The 15,240-nt window shown below is 69.6% G+C and carries 15 protein-coding genes; 12 read left to right on the forward strand and 3 right to left on the reverse strand.

Going from position 1 to position 15,240, the window contains the following annotated elements; all coding sequences use genetic code 11:
- Positions 1 to 8 precede the first annotated feature (8 nt).
- Both BM172_RS09105 and asd read right to left on the reverse strand, forming a co-directional pair.
- Positions 9 to 446: a hypothetical protein gene (locus BM172_RS09105; RefSeq protein WP_026633138.1), complete on the reverse strand. Its 438-nt coding sequence runs from the start codon at positions 444 to 446 to the stop codon at positions 9 to 11.
- 133 nt (positions 447 to 579) lie between these two features.
- Positions 580 to 1,422 carry an archaetidylserine decarboxylase gene (gene asd, locus BM172_RS09110; RefSeq protein WP_026633139.1) on the reverse strand — a complete coding sequence of 281 codons (843 nt, stop codon included), beginning with the start codon at positions 1,420 to 1,422 and terminating at the stop codon, positions 580 to 582.
- A gap of 105 nt (positions 1,423 to 1,527) precedes the next feature.
- On the opposite strand from asd, the gene prmB reads away from it, so the two are divergent.
- The 9 genes from prmB to BM172_RS09155 all read left to right on the forward strand — a co-directional run bounded on the left by prmB (position 1,528) and on the right by BM172_RS09155 (position 10,696).
- The gene (gene prmB / locus BM172_RS09115) at positions 1,528 to 2,451 is read left to right on the forward strand and encodes a 50S ribosomal protein L3 N(5)-glutamine methyltransferase (protein WP_026633140.1); all 924 of its coding nucleotides are present in this window, start codon (positions 1,528 to 1,530) and stop codon (positions 2,449 to 2,451) included.
- 4 nt (positions 2,452 to 2,455) lie between these two features.
- On the forward strand, positions 2,456 to 3,025 hold the full coding sequence (locus tag BM172_RS09120) for a GNAT family N-acetyltransferase (protein WP_026633141.1): 570 nt from the start codon (positions 2,456 to 2,458) through the stop codon (positions 3,023 to 3,025).
- Between the two features lie 35 nt (positions 3,026 to 3,060).
- Positions 3,061 to 4,149, forward strand: a complete 1,089-nt coding sequence (gene aroC / locus BM172_RS09125) for a chorismate synthase (protein WP_026633142.1) — start codon at positions 3,061 to 3,063, stop codon at positions 4,147 to 4,149.
- Positions 4,150 to 4,180: 31 nt separating this feature from the next.
- Positions 4,181 to 5,185: a 2-hydroxyacid dehydrogenase gene (locus BM172_RS09130; RefSeq protein WP_026633143.1), complete on the forward strand. Its 1,005-nt coding sequence runs from the start codon at positions 4,181 to 4,183 to the stop codon at positions 5,183 to 5,185.
- A gap of 143 nt (positions 5,186 to 5,328) precedes the next feature.
- Positions 5,329 to 6,357 carry an aspartate-semialdehyde dehydrogenase gene (locus BM172_RS09135; RefSeq protein WP_026633144.1) on the forward strand — a complete coding sequence of 343 codons (1,029 nt, stop codon included), beginning with the start codon at positions 5,329 to 5,331 and terminating at the stop codon, positions 6,355 to 6,357.
- The gene (locus tag BM172_RS09140) at positions 6,357 to 6,647 is read left to right on the forward strand and encodes a hypothetical protein (RefSeq protein ID WP_051548269.1); all 291 of its coding nucleotides are present in this window, start codon (positions 6,357 to 6,359) and stop codon (positions 6,645 to 6,647) included. The genes BM172_RS09135 and BM172_RS09140 overlap by 1 nt, the downstream gene beginning before the upstream one ends.
- Before the next feature lie 181 nt (positions 6,648 to 6,828).
- Complete coding sequence (locus BM172_RS09145; protein ID WP_026633145.1) at positions 6,829 to 9,204, forward strand: motility hub landmark protein FimV; 2,376 nt, start codon at positions 6,829 to 6,831, stop codon at positions 9,202 to 9,204.
- 113 nt (positions 9,205 to 9,317) lie between these two features.
- On the forward strand, positions 9,318 to 10,085 hold the full coding sequence (gene truA, locus BM172_RS09150) for a tRNA pseudouridine(38-40) synthase TruA (RefSeq protein WP_026633146.1): 768 nt from the start codon (positions 9,318 to 9,320) through the stop codon (positions 10,083 to 10,085).
- Positions 10,082 to 10,696 (forward strand): phosphoribosylanthranilate isomerase, encoded by a 615-nt coding sequence (locus BM172_RS09155; protein WP_026633147.1) that lies wholly within the window; start codon positions 10,082 to 10,084, stop codon positions 10,694 to 10,696. Before truA ends, BM172_RS09155 begins: the two co-directional genes overlap by 4 nt.
- Positions 10,697 to 10,776: 80 nt before the next feature.
- Here BM172_RS09155 and BM172_RS09160 read toward each other — a convergent pair whose 3' ends face one another.
- On the reverse strand, positions 10,777 to 11,661 hold the full coding sequence (locus BM172_RS09160) for a LysR family transcriptional regulator (RefSeq protein WP_026633148.1): 885 nt from the start codon (positions 11,659 to 11,661) through the stop codon (positions 10,777 to 10,779).
- Positions 11,662 to 11,788: 127 nt separating this feature from the next.
- On the opposite strand from BM172_RS09160, the gene trpB reads away from it, so the two are divergent.
- From trpB to accD, 3 genes are read left to right on the forward strand one after another with little or no spacing between them, the layout of a single operon-like run.
- On the forward strand, positions 11,789 to 12,994 hold the full coding sequence (trpB, locus tag BM172_RS09165; protein WP_026633149.1) for a tryptophan synthase subunit beta: 1,206 nt from the start codon (positions 11,789 to 11,791) through the stop codon (positions 12,992 to 12,994).
- The gene (trpA, locus tag BM172_RS09170) at positions 12,991 to 13,791 is read left to right on the forward strand and encodes a tryptophan synthase subunit alpha (RefSeq protein ID WP_026633150.1); all 801 of its coding nucleotides are present in this window, start codon (positions 12,991 to 12,993) and stop codon (positions 13,789 to 13,791) included. The genes trpB and trpA overlap by 4 nt, the downstream gene beginning before the upstream one ends.
- A 45-nt stretch (positions 13,792 to 13,836) precedes the next feature.
- Positions 13,837 to 14,706, forward strand: coding sequence for an acetyl-CoA carboxylase, carboxyltransferase subunit beta (accD, locus tag BM172_RS09175; RefSeq protein WP_026633151.1), 870 nt, complete (start codon positions 13,837 to 13,839; stop codon positions 14,704 to 14,706).
- Positions 14,707 to 15,240 lie beyond the last annotated feature (534 nt).

Consider the following 15,240-nt stretch of genomic DNA (forward strand, 5'->3'; position numbering starts at 1 on the left):
GCCCTGCCTCAGGCAGCCGCCAGGCTGTTGCCGCTCATCGGCGCCTCGGCGCTGCTGCGGTGCGCTTCCTTCAGGCCGTGCAGCACCTTCAGCAGGTGGCGGTGCTGCAGCTGCAGCTTGAGGTGCGGGGAATCCTTGGTCTCGTGGAAGGCCACCGCCAGCCACAGCGCGACGCCGCGGATGGCGATCTCGGCGTTCTCCGAGCGGGCGCGCGCGTAGCCGACGTCGGTGCCTTCGCCCCACGGCAGGTAGCGCTGGCCCGGCGAGGTGCCGTAGAGATGGGGGAACTCGCTGCGCGAGGCCTGGCCGATCTCGCGCAGGGTCAGCGTGCCCAACTGGGCGCGCGTGCGGCGGGGCAGGCTGTGCACGATGCGCTCGATCTCGCGGAACTGCCGGCTCAGTTGGCGGGCGCGGCTGATGGCGATGATCTGGCTGACGATGCGCATGCGGTTCCTCCAGTCGCGGATTCGGGAAGGCGCGCATCCACGCGCCGGCGAATAGTGATGGAGGATAGCGGCGCGCCGTTTCGTCGTGCGCCAAAAAGGTCACAAAACGACACGGCGCGTCACTTCGGTGGCCTCAACGGATAAGACGGCCCAGGCGCTGGCCCACATTGACTACCTGCTGCGGCTGCAGCTCGTCGAATTCGGCCATGCCGTCGGGCAGCAGCAGGATCACCGTCGAGCCCATGTTGAAGCGTGCCATCTCGCCGCAGCGCTCCAGCGAAATGTTCTGGCCGGCGAACGACTTGCGGCGGATCGACGAGGCATACGGCGGGATCACCAGGCCATCCCACACGGTGGCGACCGAGGAGACCAGGATCGCGCCCACCATCACCGCCACGAACGGGCCGCGCTCGCTCTCGAAATGGCAGACCAGGCGCTCGTTGCGCGCGAACAGGCGCGGGATCGCCTCCACCGCGAACGGCGCCACGCTGAAGATGCGCCCGGGCACGTGCACGGTTTCCTTCAGCGTGCCCGCCAGCGGCATGTGCACGCGGTGGTAGTCGCGCGGCGACAGATAGATGGTGGCGAAGCGGCCGTTGCGGTACGGCGCGGCGGCGGCCTCGTCGCCGAGCAGTTCCGCGGCGGTGTATTCCTGGCCCTTGGCCTGGAAGATGCGCCCCTCGACGATGCGCCCGGACTGACTGATGCGTCCGTCGGCCGGGCTGAGCAGGGCCTGCGGATCGGCGTCGGCGCGGCGCGCGTCGGGCCGCAGCTTGCGGGTGAAGAAGGCATTGAAATGCTGGTAGGCGAACGGATCCGGCTGCGCGGCCTGGGCCATGTCGACCTGGTAGCGGCGCACGATCTGCCCGATCAGAAAGTTCTTCCACGGCGCGAAGGTCCAGCGCGTGGCCCAGTAGACCACCCGCGACAGCGCGCGATGGGGCAGGAGGTATTGCAGGAGCACTTTGAAAGTCATCCGGCCAGTATATCGGGCAGCCCCGCCTTTCCCGCCAGTCGGAAGCCGGACCCGGCGCCCCAGCGGCTATACTTGGCGATCCTCCAGCCGCAGACCCTGGCCGCCGTGACCGCCGAACTCGCCTCCATCATCGATTTCATCCGCTACGGCGCCAGCCGCTTCTCGGCCGCCGGGCTGACCTTCGGCCACAGCCACGACAACCCCATCGACGAGGCCACCCACCTGGTGCTCGCCAGCCTGCACCTGCCGCCGGACATCCCGCCGGCCTACGGCGCCGGCAAGCTCACCGCCGAGGAGCGCGAGCGCGTGCTGGGCCTGATCGAGCGGCGCATCGCCGAGCGCCTGCCGGTGGCCTACCTGGTCGGCGAGACCTGGTTCGCCGGCCTGAAGTTCAAGAGCGACCGCCGCGCCCTGGTGCCGCGCTCGCCGATCGCCGAGCTGATCGAGTCGGGCTTCCAGCCGTGGCTGGAGCATCGCCAGGTCGAGCGCGCGCTGGACCTGTGCACGGGCTCGGGCTGCATCGGCATTGCCATGGCCGAGTACAACCCGGACTGGCAGGTCGACATCGTCGACATCAGCGACGAGGCGCTCTCGCTGGCGCGCGAGAACATCGTGTTCCAGCACGTCGAGCGCCGCGTCGAGGCGGTCAGGTCCGACCTGTTCAACGGGCTCAAGGGCCGCCGCTACGACCTGATCGTGTCCAACCCGCCCTATGTCACCGAGGCCGAATACGCCGCGCTGCCGGGCGAATACAGCCACGAGCCCAAGCTCGGCCTCACCTCGGGCGAGGACGGCCTGGACCTGTGCCTGCGCATGCTGGACGAAGCGGCCGACTACCTCAGCGAGGACGGCCTGCTGATCGTCGAGGTGGGCGAGAGCGAGCACGCGCTGGTCGAGCTGCTGCCGGAAGTCCCGTTCGTGTGGATCGAGTTCAAGGTCGGCGCGATGGGCGTGTTCGCGCTGGAGCGCCGGGATCTGCTGGCGCACGCCGACGCCATCCGCGCCGCTGCACGGGCGCGTCACGGCTGAAGCCGTGGAACTGCTGACGCCGCGCCTGCGCCTCGATGCGTTGACGTCCGGCGACGCCGCGGCGCTGTTCGCCTATCGCGGCGATCCCGAGGTGGCGCGCTACCAGGGTTGGCAGCCGGCCTCGCTGGAGGAGGCCGCGGAATGGATCGAGGCGCTGGCCGCCGAGCCCATGCCCGGTCACTGGTGGCAGCGCGCCGTCCGCCTGCGCGAAAGCGGCACGCTGATCGGCGACCTGGGCCTGTGCCTGCCCGGGCTCGACAGGAGCGGCGACGCGAACGGCGACGTGGAGCTGGGCATCACCATCGCTCCGGCCTGCCAGGGGCGGGGCTACGCCAGTGAAGCGGTGCGCGCCGCGCTGGACTGGGCCTTCGCGCGCGGCGTCAACCGCGCGGTCGCCTCGGTCGATCCGCGCAATACGGCGAGCGTGGCGCTGCTGTGCTCGCTGGGCATGCGCCAGGAAGCGCACTTCCGCGAGAGCTACTGGCTGCGCGGCGAATGGGCCGACGACCTGGTGTTCGCCCTGCTGGCGCGCGAATTGCGCGCCGGCGCAGACCGGGCGGGCCGCACGCGCTAAGCTTGGGCGGTTAGTCCCCAGGAAAAGCCCGCCCCGTGTCCAGCAATTCCTTCGGCAAGATCTTCACCGTCACCACCTTCGGCGAAAGCCACGGTCCGGCCATCGGCTGCGTGATCGACGGCTGCCCGCCCGGGCTGGCGATCGACGAGAGCGAATTCCGCAACGACCTCGACCGCCGCGCCACCGGCAAGAGCCGGCATACCTCGCAGCGGCGCGAGGCGGACGACGTGGAGATCCTGTCCGGAGTGTACGAGGGCCGCACCACCGGCACGCCGATCGCGCTGCTGATCCGCAACACCGACCAGCGCAGCAAGGACTACGGCGACATCGTCAACACCTTCCGCCCCGGCCACGCCGACTACAGCTACTGGCAGAAATACGGCATCCGCGATCCGCGCGGCGGCGGGCGTTCCTCAGCGCGCGAGACCACCATGCGCGTGGCCGCCGCGGTGATCGCCAAGAAATGGCTGGCCGAGCGCCACGGCGTGCGCGTGCGCGGCTATCTGGCGCAGCTGGGCGAGATCGCGCCGCAGGGCTTCGACTGGGCTGCGGTGGAGCAGAACCCGTTCTTCTGGCCGCATGCGGCGCAGGTGCCGGCCCTGGAAAAAGCCATGGATGCGCTGCGCAAGTCCGGCGATTCGGTCGGCGCGCGCGTCAACGTGGTGGCCGACGGCGTGCCGCCGGGCTGGGGCGAGCCGATCTACGGCAAGCTCGACGGCGACCTCGCCGCCGCGCTGATGTCGATCAATGCGGTGAAGGGCGTGGAGATCGGCGACGGCTTCGCCGCGGTGGCCCAGCGCGGCAGCGAGCATCGCGACGAGATGAGCCCGGCCGGCTTCGCCTCCAATCATGCCGGCGGCATTCTTGGCGGCATCAGCACGGGGCAGGCGGTGACCGCCTCGATCGCGCTGAAACCGACGTCGAGCATCCTGATCCCCGGCCACAGCGTGAACCTCGCCGGCGAGCCGGTCGAGGTGGTCACCAAGGGCCGCCACGATCCCTGCGTGGGCATCCGCGCCACGCCGATCGCCGAGGCCATGATGGCCCTGGTGCTGATGGACCATGCCTTGCGCCATCGCGCCCAGTGCGGCGACGTGGGCGAGGTGAGTCCGCGCCTGGCATGAGTCCACGGCGCGGCACGATACGGTTGAGTACATGACCGCAAGACAGAAAGTGTGGGTGTCGCGCCCGCTGTTCCCCGAAGTGCTGGCGCGGTTGTCCGAATATGTGGACGTCCAGGCCGAGGCGGTGGAGCGCAGGCATTCGCCGGAAGCCCTGCGCGAACACCTGGCCGGGGTGGACGCGGCGCTGATCGGCCTGGCCGACCCGGTCGGCGCGGCGGCGGTGGAAGGCAACCGCCGCCTGCGCGTGATCGCCAACCTGGCGGTCGGCTACAACAATCTCGATCTGCCCGCGCTGACCCGCGCCGGCATCCTCGCCTGCAATACCCCCGACGTGCTCAACGAGACCGTGGCCGACTACGCCTGGGCGCTGATGCTCGGTGCCGCGCGCCGCATGGGCGCCGCCGAGCGCTGGCTGCGCGCGGGGCAGTGGCGCGGCGGCATGCGCTTCGACGACTGGCTGGGCTTCGACGTGCACGGCAAGACGCTGGGCATCCTCGGCATGGGCCGCATCGGCCAGGCCATCGCCCGCCGCGCCGCGGGCTTCGACATGCACGTGCTCTATCACAACCGCTCGCGCCTGCCCGAGCCGGTGGAGCGCGAATGCCGTGCCACCCTGGTCGACAAGGCCGAGCTGCTGCGCCGGGCCGATCACCTGATCCTGGTGCTGCCGTATTCGCGCGAAAGCCATCACGCCATCGGCGCGGCCGAGCTGGCGCTGATGAAGCCCACCGCAGTGCTGGTCAATGTGGCCCGCGGCGGCATCGTGGACGACGCGGCGCTGGCCGCCGCGCTGCGCGAGGGGCGGCTGGGCGCGGCGGGGCTGGACGTGTTCGAGGGCGAGCCGGCGCTGCATGCGGACCTGCTGCGCCTCGAGAATGTCCTGTTGAGCCCGCACATCGCCAGCGCCAGTGCGGATACGCGCCGCGCCATGGCTACCCTGGCGGCGGATAATGTGCTGGCTGCGCTGGGCCACGGCCCCCGCGCCGGGCGTCCGCCGGCGCCGCTCAATCCGGAAGTGATGAAACGCTGGTCCTAAAAAGCGCTGTTTCAAAGCGTGATGCCATTCACGCCCAGGCAGATCGCGTATTGTTTTGCCTTCAACCCCGGCTAGATTTCCGCTGATGCGGATCTCGGCCCCGTTCGGACGGATCTCCGAGTCCCTTTACTGAAAAACGGAACATGAGCAAGAAGAGCAGCTACAAGGTGGCGATGGTCGGCGCGACAGGCGCCGTGGGCGAAACCCTGCTGGCTATCCTGGCGGAGCGCAAATTCCCGGTCGGCGAGCTGGTGCCGCTGGCCAGCGAGCGTTCGGCGGGCGGCAAGGTGGATTTCGCCGGCAAATCGGTCACCGTGCGCAATCTTGCCGACTACGACTTCACCGGCGTGGACATCGCCTTCTTCTCCGCCGGCGGCTCGGTCAGCCGCGAACACGCGCCGCGCGCGGCGGCGGCGGGCGCGGTGGTGATCGACAACACCTCCGAGTTCCGTTACCAGGACGACATCCCGCTCGTGGTCAGCGAGGTCAATCCGCACGCCATCGCCCGCTACACCGTGCGCGGCATCATCGCCAATCCCAACTGCTCGACCATGCAGATGCTGGTGGCGCTGGCGCCGATCCACCGCCAGGCCGGCATCGAGCGCATCAACGTGGCGACCTACCAGTCGGTCTCCGGCGCGGGTCGCTCGGGCATGGAAGAACTCGGCAAGCAGACCGCCGCGCTGCTCAATTTCCAGGACGTGGAACGGTCGAAGTTTCCCAAGCAGATCGCCTTCAACGTGATCCCGCACATCGACGACTTCCAGGACAACGGCTACACCAAGGAAGAAATGAAGATGGTCTGGGAGACCCGCAAGATCCTGGAGGACGAAACCATCCAGGTGAATCCCACCGCGGTGCGCGTGCCGGTGTTCTATGGCCATTCCGAAGCCGTGCACATCGAGACCCGCGACAAGATCACCGCCGGACAGGCCCGCGCGCTGCTGGAAAAAGCCGAGGGCGTGGTGGTGCAGGACGAGCGCAAGGCCGGCGGCTATCCCACGCCGGTGGGCGATGCGGCCGGCAAGGATCCGGTCTTCGTCGGTCGCATCCGCGAGGACATCTCGCACGAGCGCGGCCTGGACCTGTGGATCGTCTCGGACAATATCCGCAAGGGCGCGGCGCTCAATGCGGTGCAGATCGCCGAGCGCCTGATCGAGGATTATCTCTGATGCATGTCCGTCCGACCCGCCTGGCGTTCTGCCTCGCGACCGCGCTGCTGCCCGCCTGGGCGGCGGCCGGCACCCAGCAGGGGGCCGCAGCCCCCAAGGCCGAGACCGAGCAGCACGTCGCCAGCAAGAACGCCGAAGTCCAGCGCCTGCAGCACGACGTGGCCTCGCAGGAGGCCAGGACCGAGCAGGCGGACCAGAAGATGGAGGAGCAGGACCGCGCCATCGCGGACCTGCGCCGCCAGCTGCAGGAACTGAAAAGCGCCAAGGCCGCTCCCGGCCAGAGTCATTGAGCAAGGCCGGTCAAGAGGGGCGGCTGCGAGAACCTCTCGCAGCAATGCGTTGTAAATATCGGCCGCAACTATTGTTTGCGGGCCTTTTTCTAACTTAAAGTGTCGTCTTGTCCACGGAATCGCCGCCCAAGCGCGGCGATCCTTATAAGAAATGTCACGGGGCAGTTCGGGGGAACACGCGATGAATCGTTCGTTGAGAATGTCGGTGCTGCTGGCGCTGGCCTTAGGCAGCACCCAGGCTGCTGCGCTCGAACTGGGCCAGATCCAGGTCAAGTCGGCGCTGGGGCAGCCCCTGCTGGCCGAGATTCCGCTGAACCCGGAACATCCCTCCGAGTTGCAGAACCTGTCCGCGCGGCTCGCCTCGGGCGAGGAATTCGCCAAGGCCGGCATCACCGGCGCGCCGAACATGCCGCTGCAGTTCGCGGTGATCGACGGCGGCAACGGCCGCAAGGTCATCCGCATCACCAGCGCCACGCCGGTCAACGATCCCTACCTCGACCTGCTGGTCGAGGTGAGTAGCGCCTCGGGCAAGAGCGTGCGCGAGTTCGCCATCCTGCTCGACCCGCCGAGCAGTCCGGGCGCCGCGCCCGCCACCCGCGCACCCGCGGTGGCGTCGTCGTCCGCCAAGCCGTCGCGCCATGCCGCGCCGGCTCCCGCCGCCGACGAGCAGCAGGCTGCCAAGCCGGTGTCCAGGCCGGCCAGGCCCGCGCCGGCCGCCGCGCCAGTGGCGAAGAACGGCGAGTACGGCCCGGTCGAGCGCGGCCAGACGCTGTCCTCGATCGCCAAGGACACCGCGCCGCAGGGCGTGGACATCAACCAGATGCTGCTGGCCCTCAAGCAGGCCAATCCGGACGCGTTCTACCGCGACAACATCAATGCCCTGAAGACCGGCGCCGTGCTGCGCGTGCCTTCGGCGCAGGACGCGCAGGCCATGGCGGTCGCCGCGGCCGCCGCCGAAGTGCGCCGCCAGAACGGCGACTGGAGCTCGGGCGCCGCGCGCACGCCGACCAGCGTGGCCGACGCCGGCACCCGTCCGGCCGCGTCCACCGCGCCGACCGCGGGCAAGGGCGAGCCGTCCGACCGGCTCTCGCTGGTGCCGGCGAAGGACGGCGCGCAGGGCGCCGCCGGCGGCAGCGCCAAGGGCGACAAGGACGCCAAGGCGGCGGCCGGCCTGCGCGAGGACCTCCTGCGCAGCAAGGAGGCGCTCGCTTCGCTGGAACAGCAGGGCAGCGAGCTGAAGTCGCGCCTGAAAGACCTGGAAGACATCAACCAGAAGAACACCAAGCTGCTGGCGCTGAAGGACAACGAGATCGCCGATCTGCAGCGCCAGCTGAGCGACGCGCGCAAGGCCGCCGGCATGCCGGCCGCCGCCGCGAAGCCGGGCGCCCCGGCCCCGGCCGAGACCAGGCCGCTGGCCGAGGCGCCCAAGCCCGCGCCCGCCGCCAGCGCCGCCAAGCCGGCCGCCGAACCGGCCAGCCCGACGCTTGCCGTGACCCCGGCCGGCGCCAGCTCCGCCCCCGCCACGGCAGGCACGGCAGCGGCCAGCACGCCGGTCGCCAGCACGCCGGCCCAGCCCGAGAACAAGCCGGCGCCCAAGCCCGCGCCGGTGCCGCCGCCGGCCGCGCCGGCCGAAGAAGAACCCTGGTACCTGCAGACCTGGGCGCTCGTCGCTGCCGCCGGCGCCGTGGTGCTGCTGCTCCTGGGCGCGCTGCTCGGCCGCCGCAAGAAGTCGCCGCCGGCCGCCGCCGCGTCCAAGGGCGGTTCCTCGCTGGCCGACCGCTTCGGCGCCGAGCCCTCGATCGGCAGCTCCGATCCCGACCAGGACGAGCTGCTCGACCAGCTCGCCGAGCATCCGGACGACGTCGGCCTGCACCTGGAGCTGGTCAGCCTGTACTACAGCCGCCGCGACGTGGATCACTTCGAGGCTGCCGCCGAGGCCATGCACGCGCATATCGCCAGCGACGACCAGCCGGAATGGCTGGACGTGGTGTCGATGGGCGAGGACCTGGTCCCCGGCCATCCGCTGTTCGCCAAGGGCGGCAACCCGCCGCCGCTGCCGCCGCAGAACGAGGACGAGCACGAGGCGCTGCACCAGTTCGACCTGGATCGCTACGCCGATGCCCCGCACGACGATGGCATTCCGCCGATCCCCGCCGCGCCGCTGCCGGCGAAGAACCCCAAGGTCAGCGAGTACCACTTCGACTTCGACCTGACCCCGCGTCCGCTGGCCAATGCCGCGCCGGCCGCCTCCGCCGAGCCGGAACCGGCCGCCACGGGCGGGCACGAGCCGACCTCGACCTGGCAGTTCGCCGACCTGGAAGACGAGATTCCCGCCGCGCCGGCGCACAGCCCGGCCGCGGACGACTTCGGCCACGCCGGCGACGCGCACGAGGGCGGCTTCAGCGACGATCCGGTCGACACCAAGCTGGACCTGGCCCGCGCCTATCTCGACATGGGCGACCCCGACGGTGCCCGCGCGATGCTGGAAGAGGTGCTGCACGAAGGCACCCAGATGCAGAAGGACGTGGCGCAGAAGCTGCTCGACGGCATCCGCTGAGTTCTCGCCGCAAGCTGTTTCCATCGGGCCGGCTCATGCCGGCCCGATGCGTTTCGGGCTGGCCGCGGGCGCGGGATGCTAACCTCGCCGGCCTTACCGCTTTTCTCTCCGACATGCGCATCGCCCTGGGCATCGAATACGACGGCACCGACTTCCTCGGCTGGCAGCGGCTGACCCACGGCGCCACCGTGCAGGGCGCGCTGGAGAAAGCCTTGTCCTTCGTCGCCGCGCATCCGGTCGAAGTCACCTGCGCCGGCCGCACCGACGCCGGCGTGCATGGGCGCTGCCAGGTGGTGCATTTCGATACGCAGGTGCAGCGCGATCCGCGCGGCTGGGTGCTGGGCGGCTGCGCCAACCTGCCGCGCAGCGTGGCGGTGCTGTGGGCGCAGGCGGTGCCGGAGGATTTCCATGCGCGCTTCTCCGCGCGCAGCCGGCGCTATCGCTATCGCATCCTCAACCGCCCCGTGCGCGCGGCGCTGGATGGACGCTACGTGACCTGGGAGCGGCAGCCGCTCGACGCCGCGCGCATGCACGCGGCGGCGCAGGCGCTGGTCGGCGAGCATGACTTCAGCGCCTTCCGCGCGGTGTCCTGCCAGGCCGCGCACGCGCGCCGCGCCGTGCTGGCGGTGAGCGTGCGGCGCGAGGACGAACAGGTGATCGTGGAAATCGAGGCGAACGCCTTCCTGCATCACATGGTGCGCAACATCGTCGGCTCGCTGCTGCCGGTGGGGCGCGGCGAACAGCCCGTGGCCTGGGTCGGCGAACTGCTGGCCGGGCGCGATCGCGAAGTCGCCGGCCCGACCGCGCCGGCTTCCGGCCTGACCTTCCTCGGTCCGCGCTACGAAGCGCACTGGGGCCTGCCGGCGGAGGTGAGCCAATGACCCGCATCAAGTGCTGCGGCATGACCCGCATGGAAGACGCGCTGCTCGCCGCGCAGTACGGCGCCGACGCGATCGGCGTGATCTTCACCGCACGCAGCAGGCGCCGCGTGGACATCGCCGACGCGCGGGCGATCTGCGCCGAGCTGCCGCCCTTTGTCAGCACGGTGGCGTTGTTCATGGACGACGAGCCCGCCTATGTGCGCGAGGTGCTGCGCGAAGTGCAGCCCGACCTGCTGCAGTTCCATGGCGACGAAAGCGACGAGTGGTGCGCGCAGTTCGGCCACCGCTATCTGAAGGCGATCGCGATGGGCGAGGGCGCGGCGGCCTTGCCGCGCCTGCGCGCCTATCCGCGCGCCGCGGGCCTGCTGCTCGACGGCCACGGCCTGGGCGAAGCCGGCGGCAGCGGCAAGGCCTTCGACTGGTCGCTGATGCCGGCGGACCTCGCGCAGCCGCTGATCCTCGCCGGCGGATTGACGGCCGACAACGTCGCGCACGCCGTGCGCGTGGCGCGGCCGTGGGCGGTGGATGTGTCCAGTGGGATCGAGTCCGCACCGGGAATCAAGGATGCGGCGAAGATGCATGCCTTCATCGAGGCGGTGCGCCAGGCGTAGGTTGGGGTGAGCCGCAGGCGAACCCCAACGTCACTTCATACGCGTCGCAGCGTTGGGGTTCGCCTGCGGCTCACCCCAACCTACGCCAGTGCGGTGCGCAACCAATCCGCGAGCGCCTCCGCCTGTGCGCTCGATGCACGCCGCGGCATCGCCAGAATCCACTGTGCCGACGTCACGCGAAAACCCCACGGCGCCAGCAGTCTCCCGCTGGCCAGATCGTCGGCGACCAGTTGCGCCGGCGCGATCGCCACGCCCAGGCCGGCGACGGCGGCTTCCAGCAGGTAATACAGATGATCGAAGCCCTGGCCGTAGCGCAGCTGCCCGGGTTCGAGGCCGGCGAGCGCAGCCCACTGCGGCCACGCCTGCGGGCGCGAGGCGGTGTGCAGCAGCGCTTCGCCCAGCAGCTGCTCGGGCTGCTGCAACTGCGCCGCGCCGGGATAGCGCGGACTGAGCACTGGCCCGATGCACTCCGGCGCCAGCTCATGCACGCGCCAGTCGCCCGGCCAGGGCGGCTCGGACAGCAGCAGCGCCGCATCGACACCGGTCAGCGCCGGATCGAACGGCGCCTCCTGTGCGGAGAGATGCAACTTCAACGTGGGCAGATCCTGCTTCAACCGCTCCAGCCGCGGAATCATCCAGCGCGCCAGCAGGCTGCCGGGGCAGCCCAGCACGAAGGGCGCATCCGCCTGGCCGCGCGCCACGCGCGCCCAGGCGTCGCGCAGCTGCTCGAACGCATCGCGCGCGCCGTCGCGCAGTTGCTCGCCGGCTGGAGTCAGCGCCAGTCCGCGGCCCTGGCGGGCGAACAGCGGCTGGCCCAGGGCCTCTTCCAGCGTGCGCAGGTGGCGGCTCACCGCGCCGTGGGTGACGTGCAGTTCCTCCGCGGCGCGGCTGGCGCTGCCCAGGCGCGCCGTGGCTTCGAAGGCGCGCAGGGCATTGAGCGGAGGCAGGTCGCGGACGGTCGACATGTGATTTTTACTGACAGGTTATGGCGATCTTATCGCTTTTCGCGCGGCGCGGATGTGCGTTAATTTGTCGTTCTGGCGGCCGCGGACCGGATCCCCGCGACGCCTCCCCGGCTAGAGGAAATCGCACATGTCCCAGGACTTCCACCGCTGGCCCGACGCGCACGGCCGCTTCGGCGACTTCGGCGGGCAGTACGTCGCCGAAACCCTGATGGCGCCGATCGCCGAGCTGACCGAGGCCTACCTGCGCCTGCGCGAAGATCCAGAATTCCTCGCCGAACTCGATCGCGACCTGAAGTACTACGTCGGCCGCCCCAGCCCGATCTATCACGCCGAAGGCCTGTCCCGGCACGTCGGCGGCGCGCAGATCCTGCTCAAGCGCGAGGACCTGAATCACACCGGCGCGCACAAGATCAACAACACCATCGGCCAGGCCCTGGTCGCCAAGCGCATGGGCAAGCCGCGCGTGATTGCCGAGACCGGCGCCGGCCAGCACGGCGTGGCCAGCGCCACGGTGGCGGCGCGCTTCGGCCTGAAGTGCGTGGTGTACATGGGCGCGGTGGATATCGAGCGGCAGAAGATCAACGTCTACCGCATGAAGCTGCTCGGCGCCGAAGTGGTGCCGGTGACCTCCGGCTCGAAGACGCTCAAGGACGCGCTCAACGAAGCGATGCGCGACTGGGTCACCAACGTGGCCGACACCTTCTACATCATCGGTACCGTGGCCGGTCCGCATCCGTATCCGATGATGGTGCGCGACTTCAACGCCATCGTCGGGCGCGAGGCGCGCGAGCAGATGCTTGAGCAATACGGGCGCCTGCCGGACGCGATCACCGCCTGCGTCGGCGGCGGTTCCAATGCCATCGGTCTGTTCCATGCGTTCCTCAATGACGCGAACGTGCGCATCGTCGGCGCCGAGGCGGCAGGCGAGGGCATCGCGACGGGTCATCACGCGGCGTCGCTGGCGGCAGGCCGTCCGGGGGTGCTGCATGGCAACCGCACCTATGTGTTGTGCGATGACAACGGGCAGATCACCGAGACGCATTCGGTCTCCGCCGGTCTCGACTATCCGGGCGTCGGCCCCGAGCACGCCTTCCTCAAGGATGCCGGCCGCGCCGAATATGTCGGCATCACCGACGACGAAGCGCTCGAAGCGTTCCATCTGCTGGCGCGCACCGAGGGCATCCTCGCCGCGCTCGAATCCAGCCACGCGGTGGCGCAGGCGATCAAGCTCGCCCGCGAGATGCCGAAAGACCAGCTCGTGCTGTGCAACCTGTCCGGCCGCGGCGACAAGGACGTACACACCATCGCCGCCCGCGAAGGAGTGCAGGTATGAACCGCATCGACCGCCGCTTCGACACGCTCAAGTCCAACCGCCGCACCGGCCTGATCCCCTTCGTCACCGCCGGCGATCCCGCGCCGGAGCACACCGTGGCGCTGATGCACGCTTTGGTTGACGCCGGCGCCGATGTGATCGAGCTGGGCGTGCCGTTCTCCGACCCGATGGCCGACGGCCCGGTGATCCAGCACGCCAGCGAGCGAGCCATCGCCAAGGGCGTGGGCCTGGCCGACGTGCTCGGCTGGGTGAGCACCTTCCGCCAGCGCGACGCGGATACGCCGGTGGTGTTGATGGGTTATCTCAACCCGGTGGAAATCCGCGGCTACGAACGCTTCGCCGCGGAAGCCGTCGAGGCGGGCGTGGACGGCGTGCTGCTGGTCGATTGCCCGCTGGAGGAATCGGCCGTGCTGGCGCCGCTGAAAGCCGCCGGCCTGCGCCAGATCCTGCTGGCGGCCCCGACCACCGCACCCGCGCGTATGGCGCAGCTGTGCGGGGCGGCGGAGGGTTTCCTGTATTATGTGTCGTTTGCCGGCATCACCGGCGCGGGGCGTTTGAGCACCTCGGATATCGCGGCCCGTGTGGCCGGGATCCGATCCCGCGCCAAGGCGCCGGTGGCGGTGGGTTTCGGCGTGCGCGATGCGCAGAGCGCCAGGGACATCGCCGGGTTTGCCGATGCAGTGGTCATCGGCAGCGCGCTGGTGGAACGGCTGGCGGGGGCTGAGCGGGCGGACGAGATCGCCGACCGCGCCAAGGCTTTCCTGCAACCGATCCGGACGGCGCTGGACGCACGCTGAGGCGACCTCCTGGTCGCTTCGGCCAGGAACGTTTGAGGTGTGGCGATGAACTGGCTGCAGAAAATCATGACCCCGCGTGTGCGCACGCAGAGCTCCAACGCCGGCAAGGGCAAGGTCCCGGAGGGCGTGTGGGAGAAGTGCGGCGGCTGCGGCACGGTGCTGTACCGGCCGGAGCTGGAGCGCAACCTGATGGTCTGCCCCAAGTGCGGCCATCACCACGCCATCGAGGCGCGCGCGCGCCTGCAGGCGTTCCTGGACGAAGGCTCCACGCAGGAGCTGTGGTCGAACCTTGAACCCACCGATCCACTGAAATTCCGCGATTCCAAGAAGTACCGCGACCGCATCGTGGCCGCGCAGAAATCCACCGGCGAAAAAGACGCGCTGCTGGCCGTGAGCGGCAAGCTCAAGGGCCGCCCGCTGATGGCGGTGGCGTTCGAGTTCAGCTACATGGGCGGCTCGATGGGTTCGGTGGTCGGCGAGAAGTTCGCCCGCGCCGCCGAGCGCGCGCTGGCCGAGCGCAGCGCCCTGGTGTGCTTCTCCGCCACCGGCGGCGCGCGCATGCAGGAATCGCTGTTCTCGCTGATGCAGATGGCCAAGACCTCGGCCGCGCTGGCGCGCCTGCGCGACGCCGGCGTGCCGTACATCAGCGTGCTCACCCATCCGACCACCGGCGGCGTGTCCGCCAGCCTCGGCATGCTCGGCGACGTCAACGTGGCCGAGCCGAAGGCGCTGATCGGTTTCGCCGGCCCGCGCGTGATCGAGCAGACCGTGCGCGAGACGCTGCCGGAAGGCTTCCAGCGCTCGGAGTTCCTGCTGGAGCATGGTGCGATCGACATGATCGTCGACCGCCGCGAGATGCGCGACAAGCTGGCCGACGTGCTGGGCATTCTGACCAGGGCGCCGCGCGCGGCTTGATCGCCTGCTGTTGGAGTTTGCGAAGAATGCCGCCGCAGGGCGGCATTTTTTTTGCGCGCCACGAAGCGTTTTCCACAACCCGTGTGGATGGCTTGCGTGCAAGCCTGTGGAAAAGTACCGCAACCGACTGATGGCATTGCGTTGCGCACGCGCTGCGAAAATTTTCGCCATGCACACGAAGCCGCATTCGGCGAAAAAACCGTTGCGCAATGCTTGGAATCATGCATCTGCCATCGCGATGACGCTGCGCACGCGTGATGTTTTCCACAGGCGCTGTGGATGTTCCGCGGGTGAGCCTGTGGAAAAGACACTCAAGTGTCTGACCGCGTTGAAGCATGCACACGCTGCGAAAGTTTTGCTCGCATCTCGAGGTCGGCGACGACTTTGCACGTACGCGCCTTTGCCGCGTCGCCATGACGGATGGCGATGCATACTTGCAGTGTCGACGCAACGCTTTTCTCGCCCGCACCGCGTCGCGCCGACTGGCCAAAAAGTTCGCAGCGCGTGCGCAACGCAACGCCATCAGTCGGTTGC

The organism is Dyella marensis, assembly GCF_900112865.1.
Classification (GTDB): Bacteria; Pseudomonadota; Gammaproteobacteria; order Xanthomonadales; family Rhodanobacteraceae; genus Dyella_D; species Dyella_D marensis_A.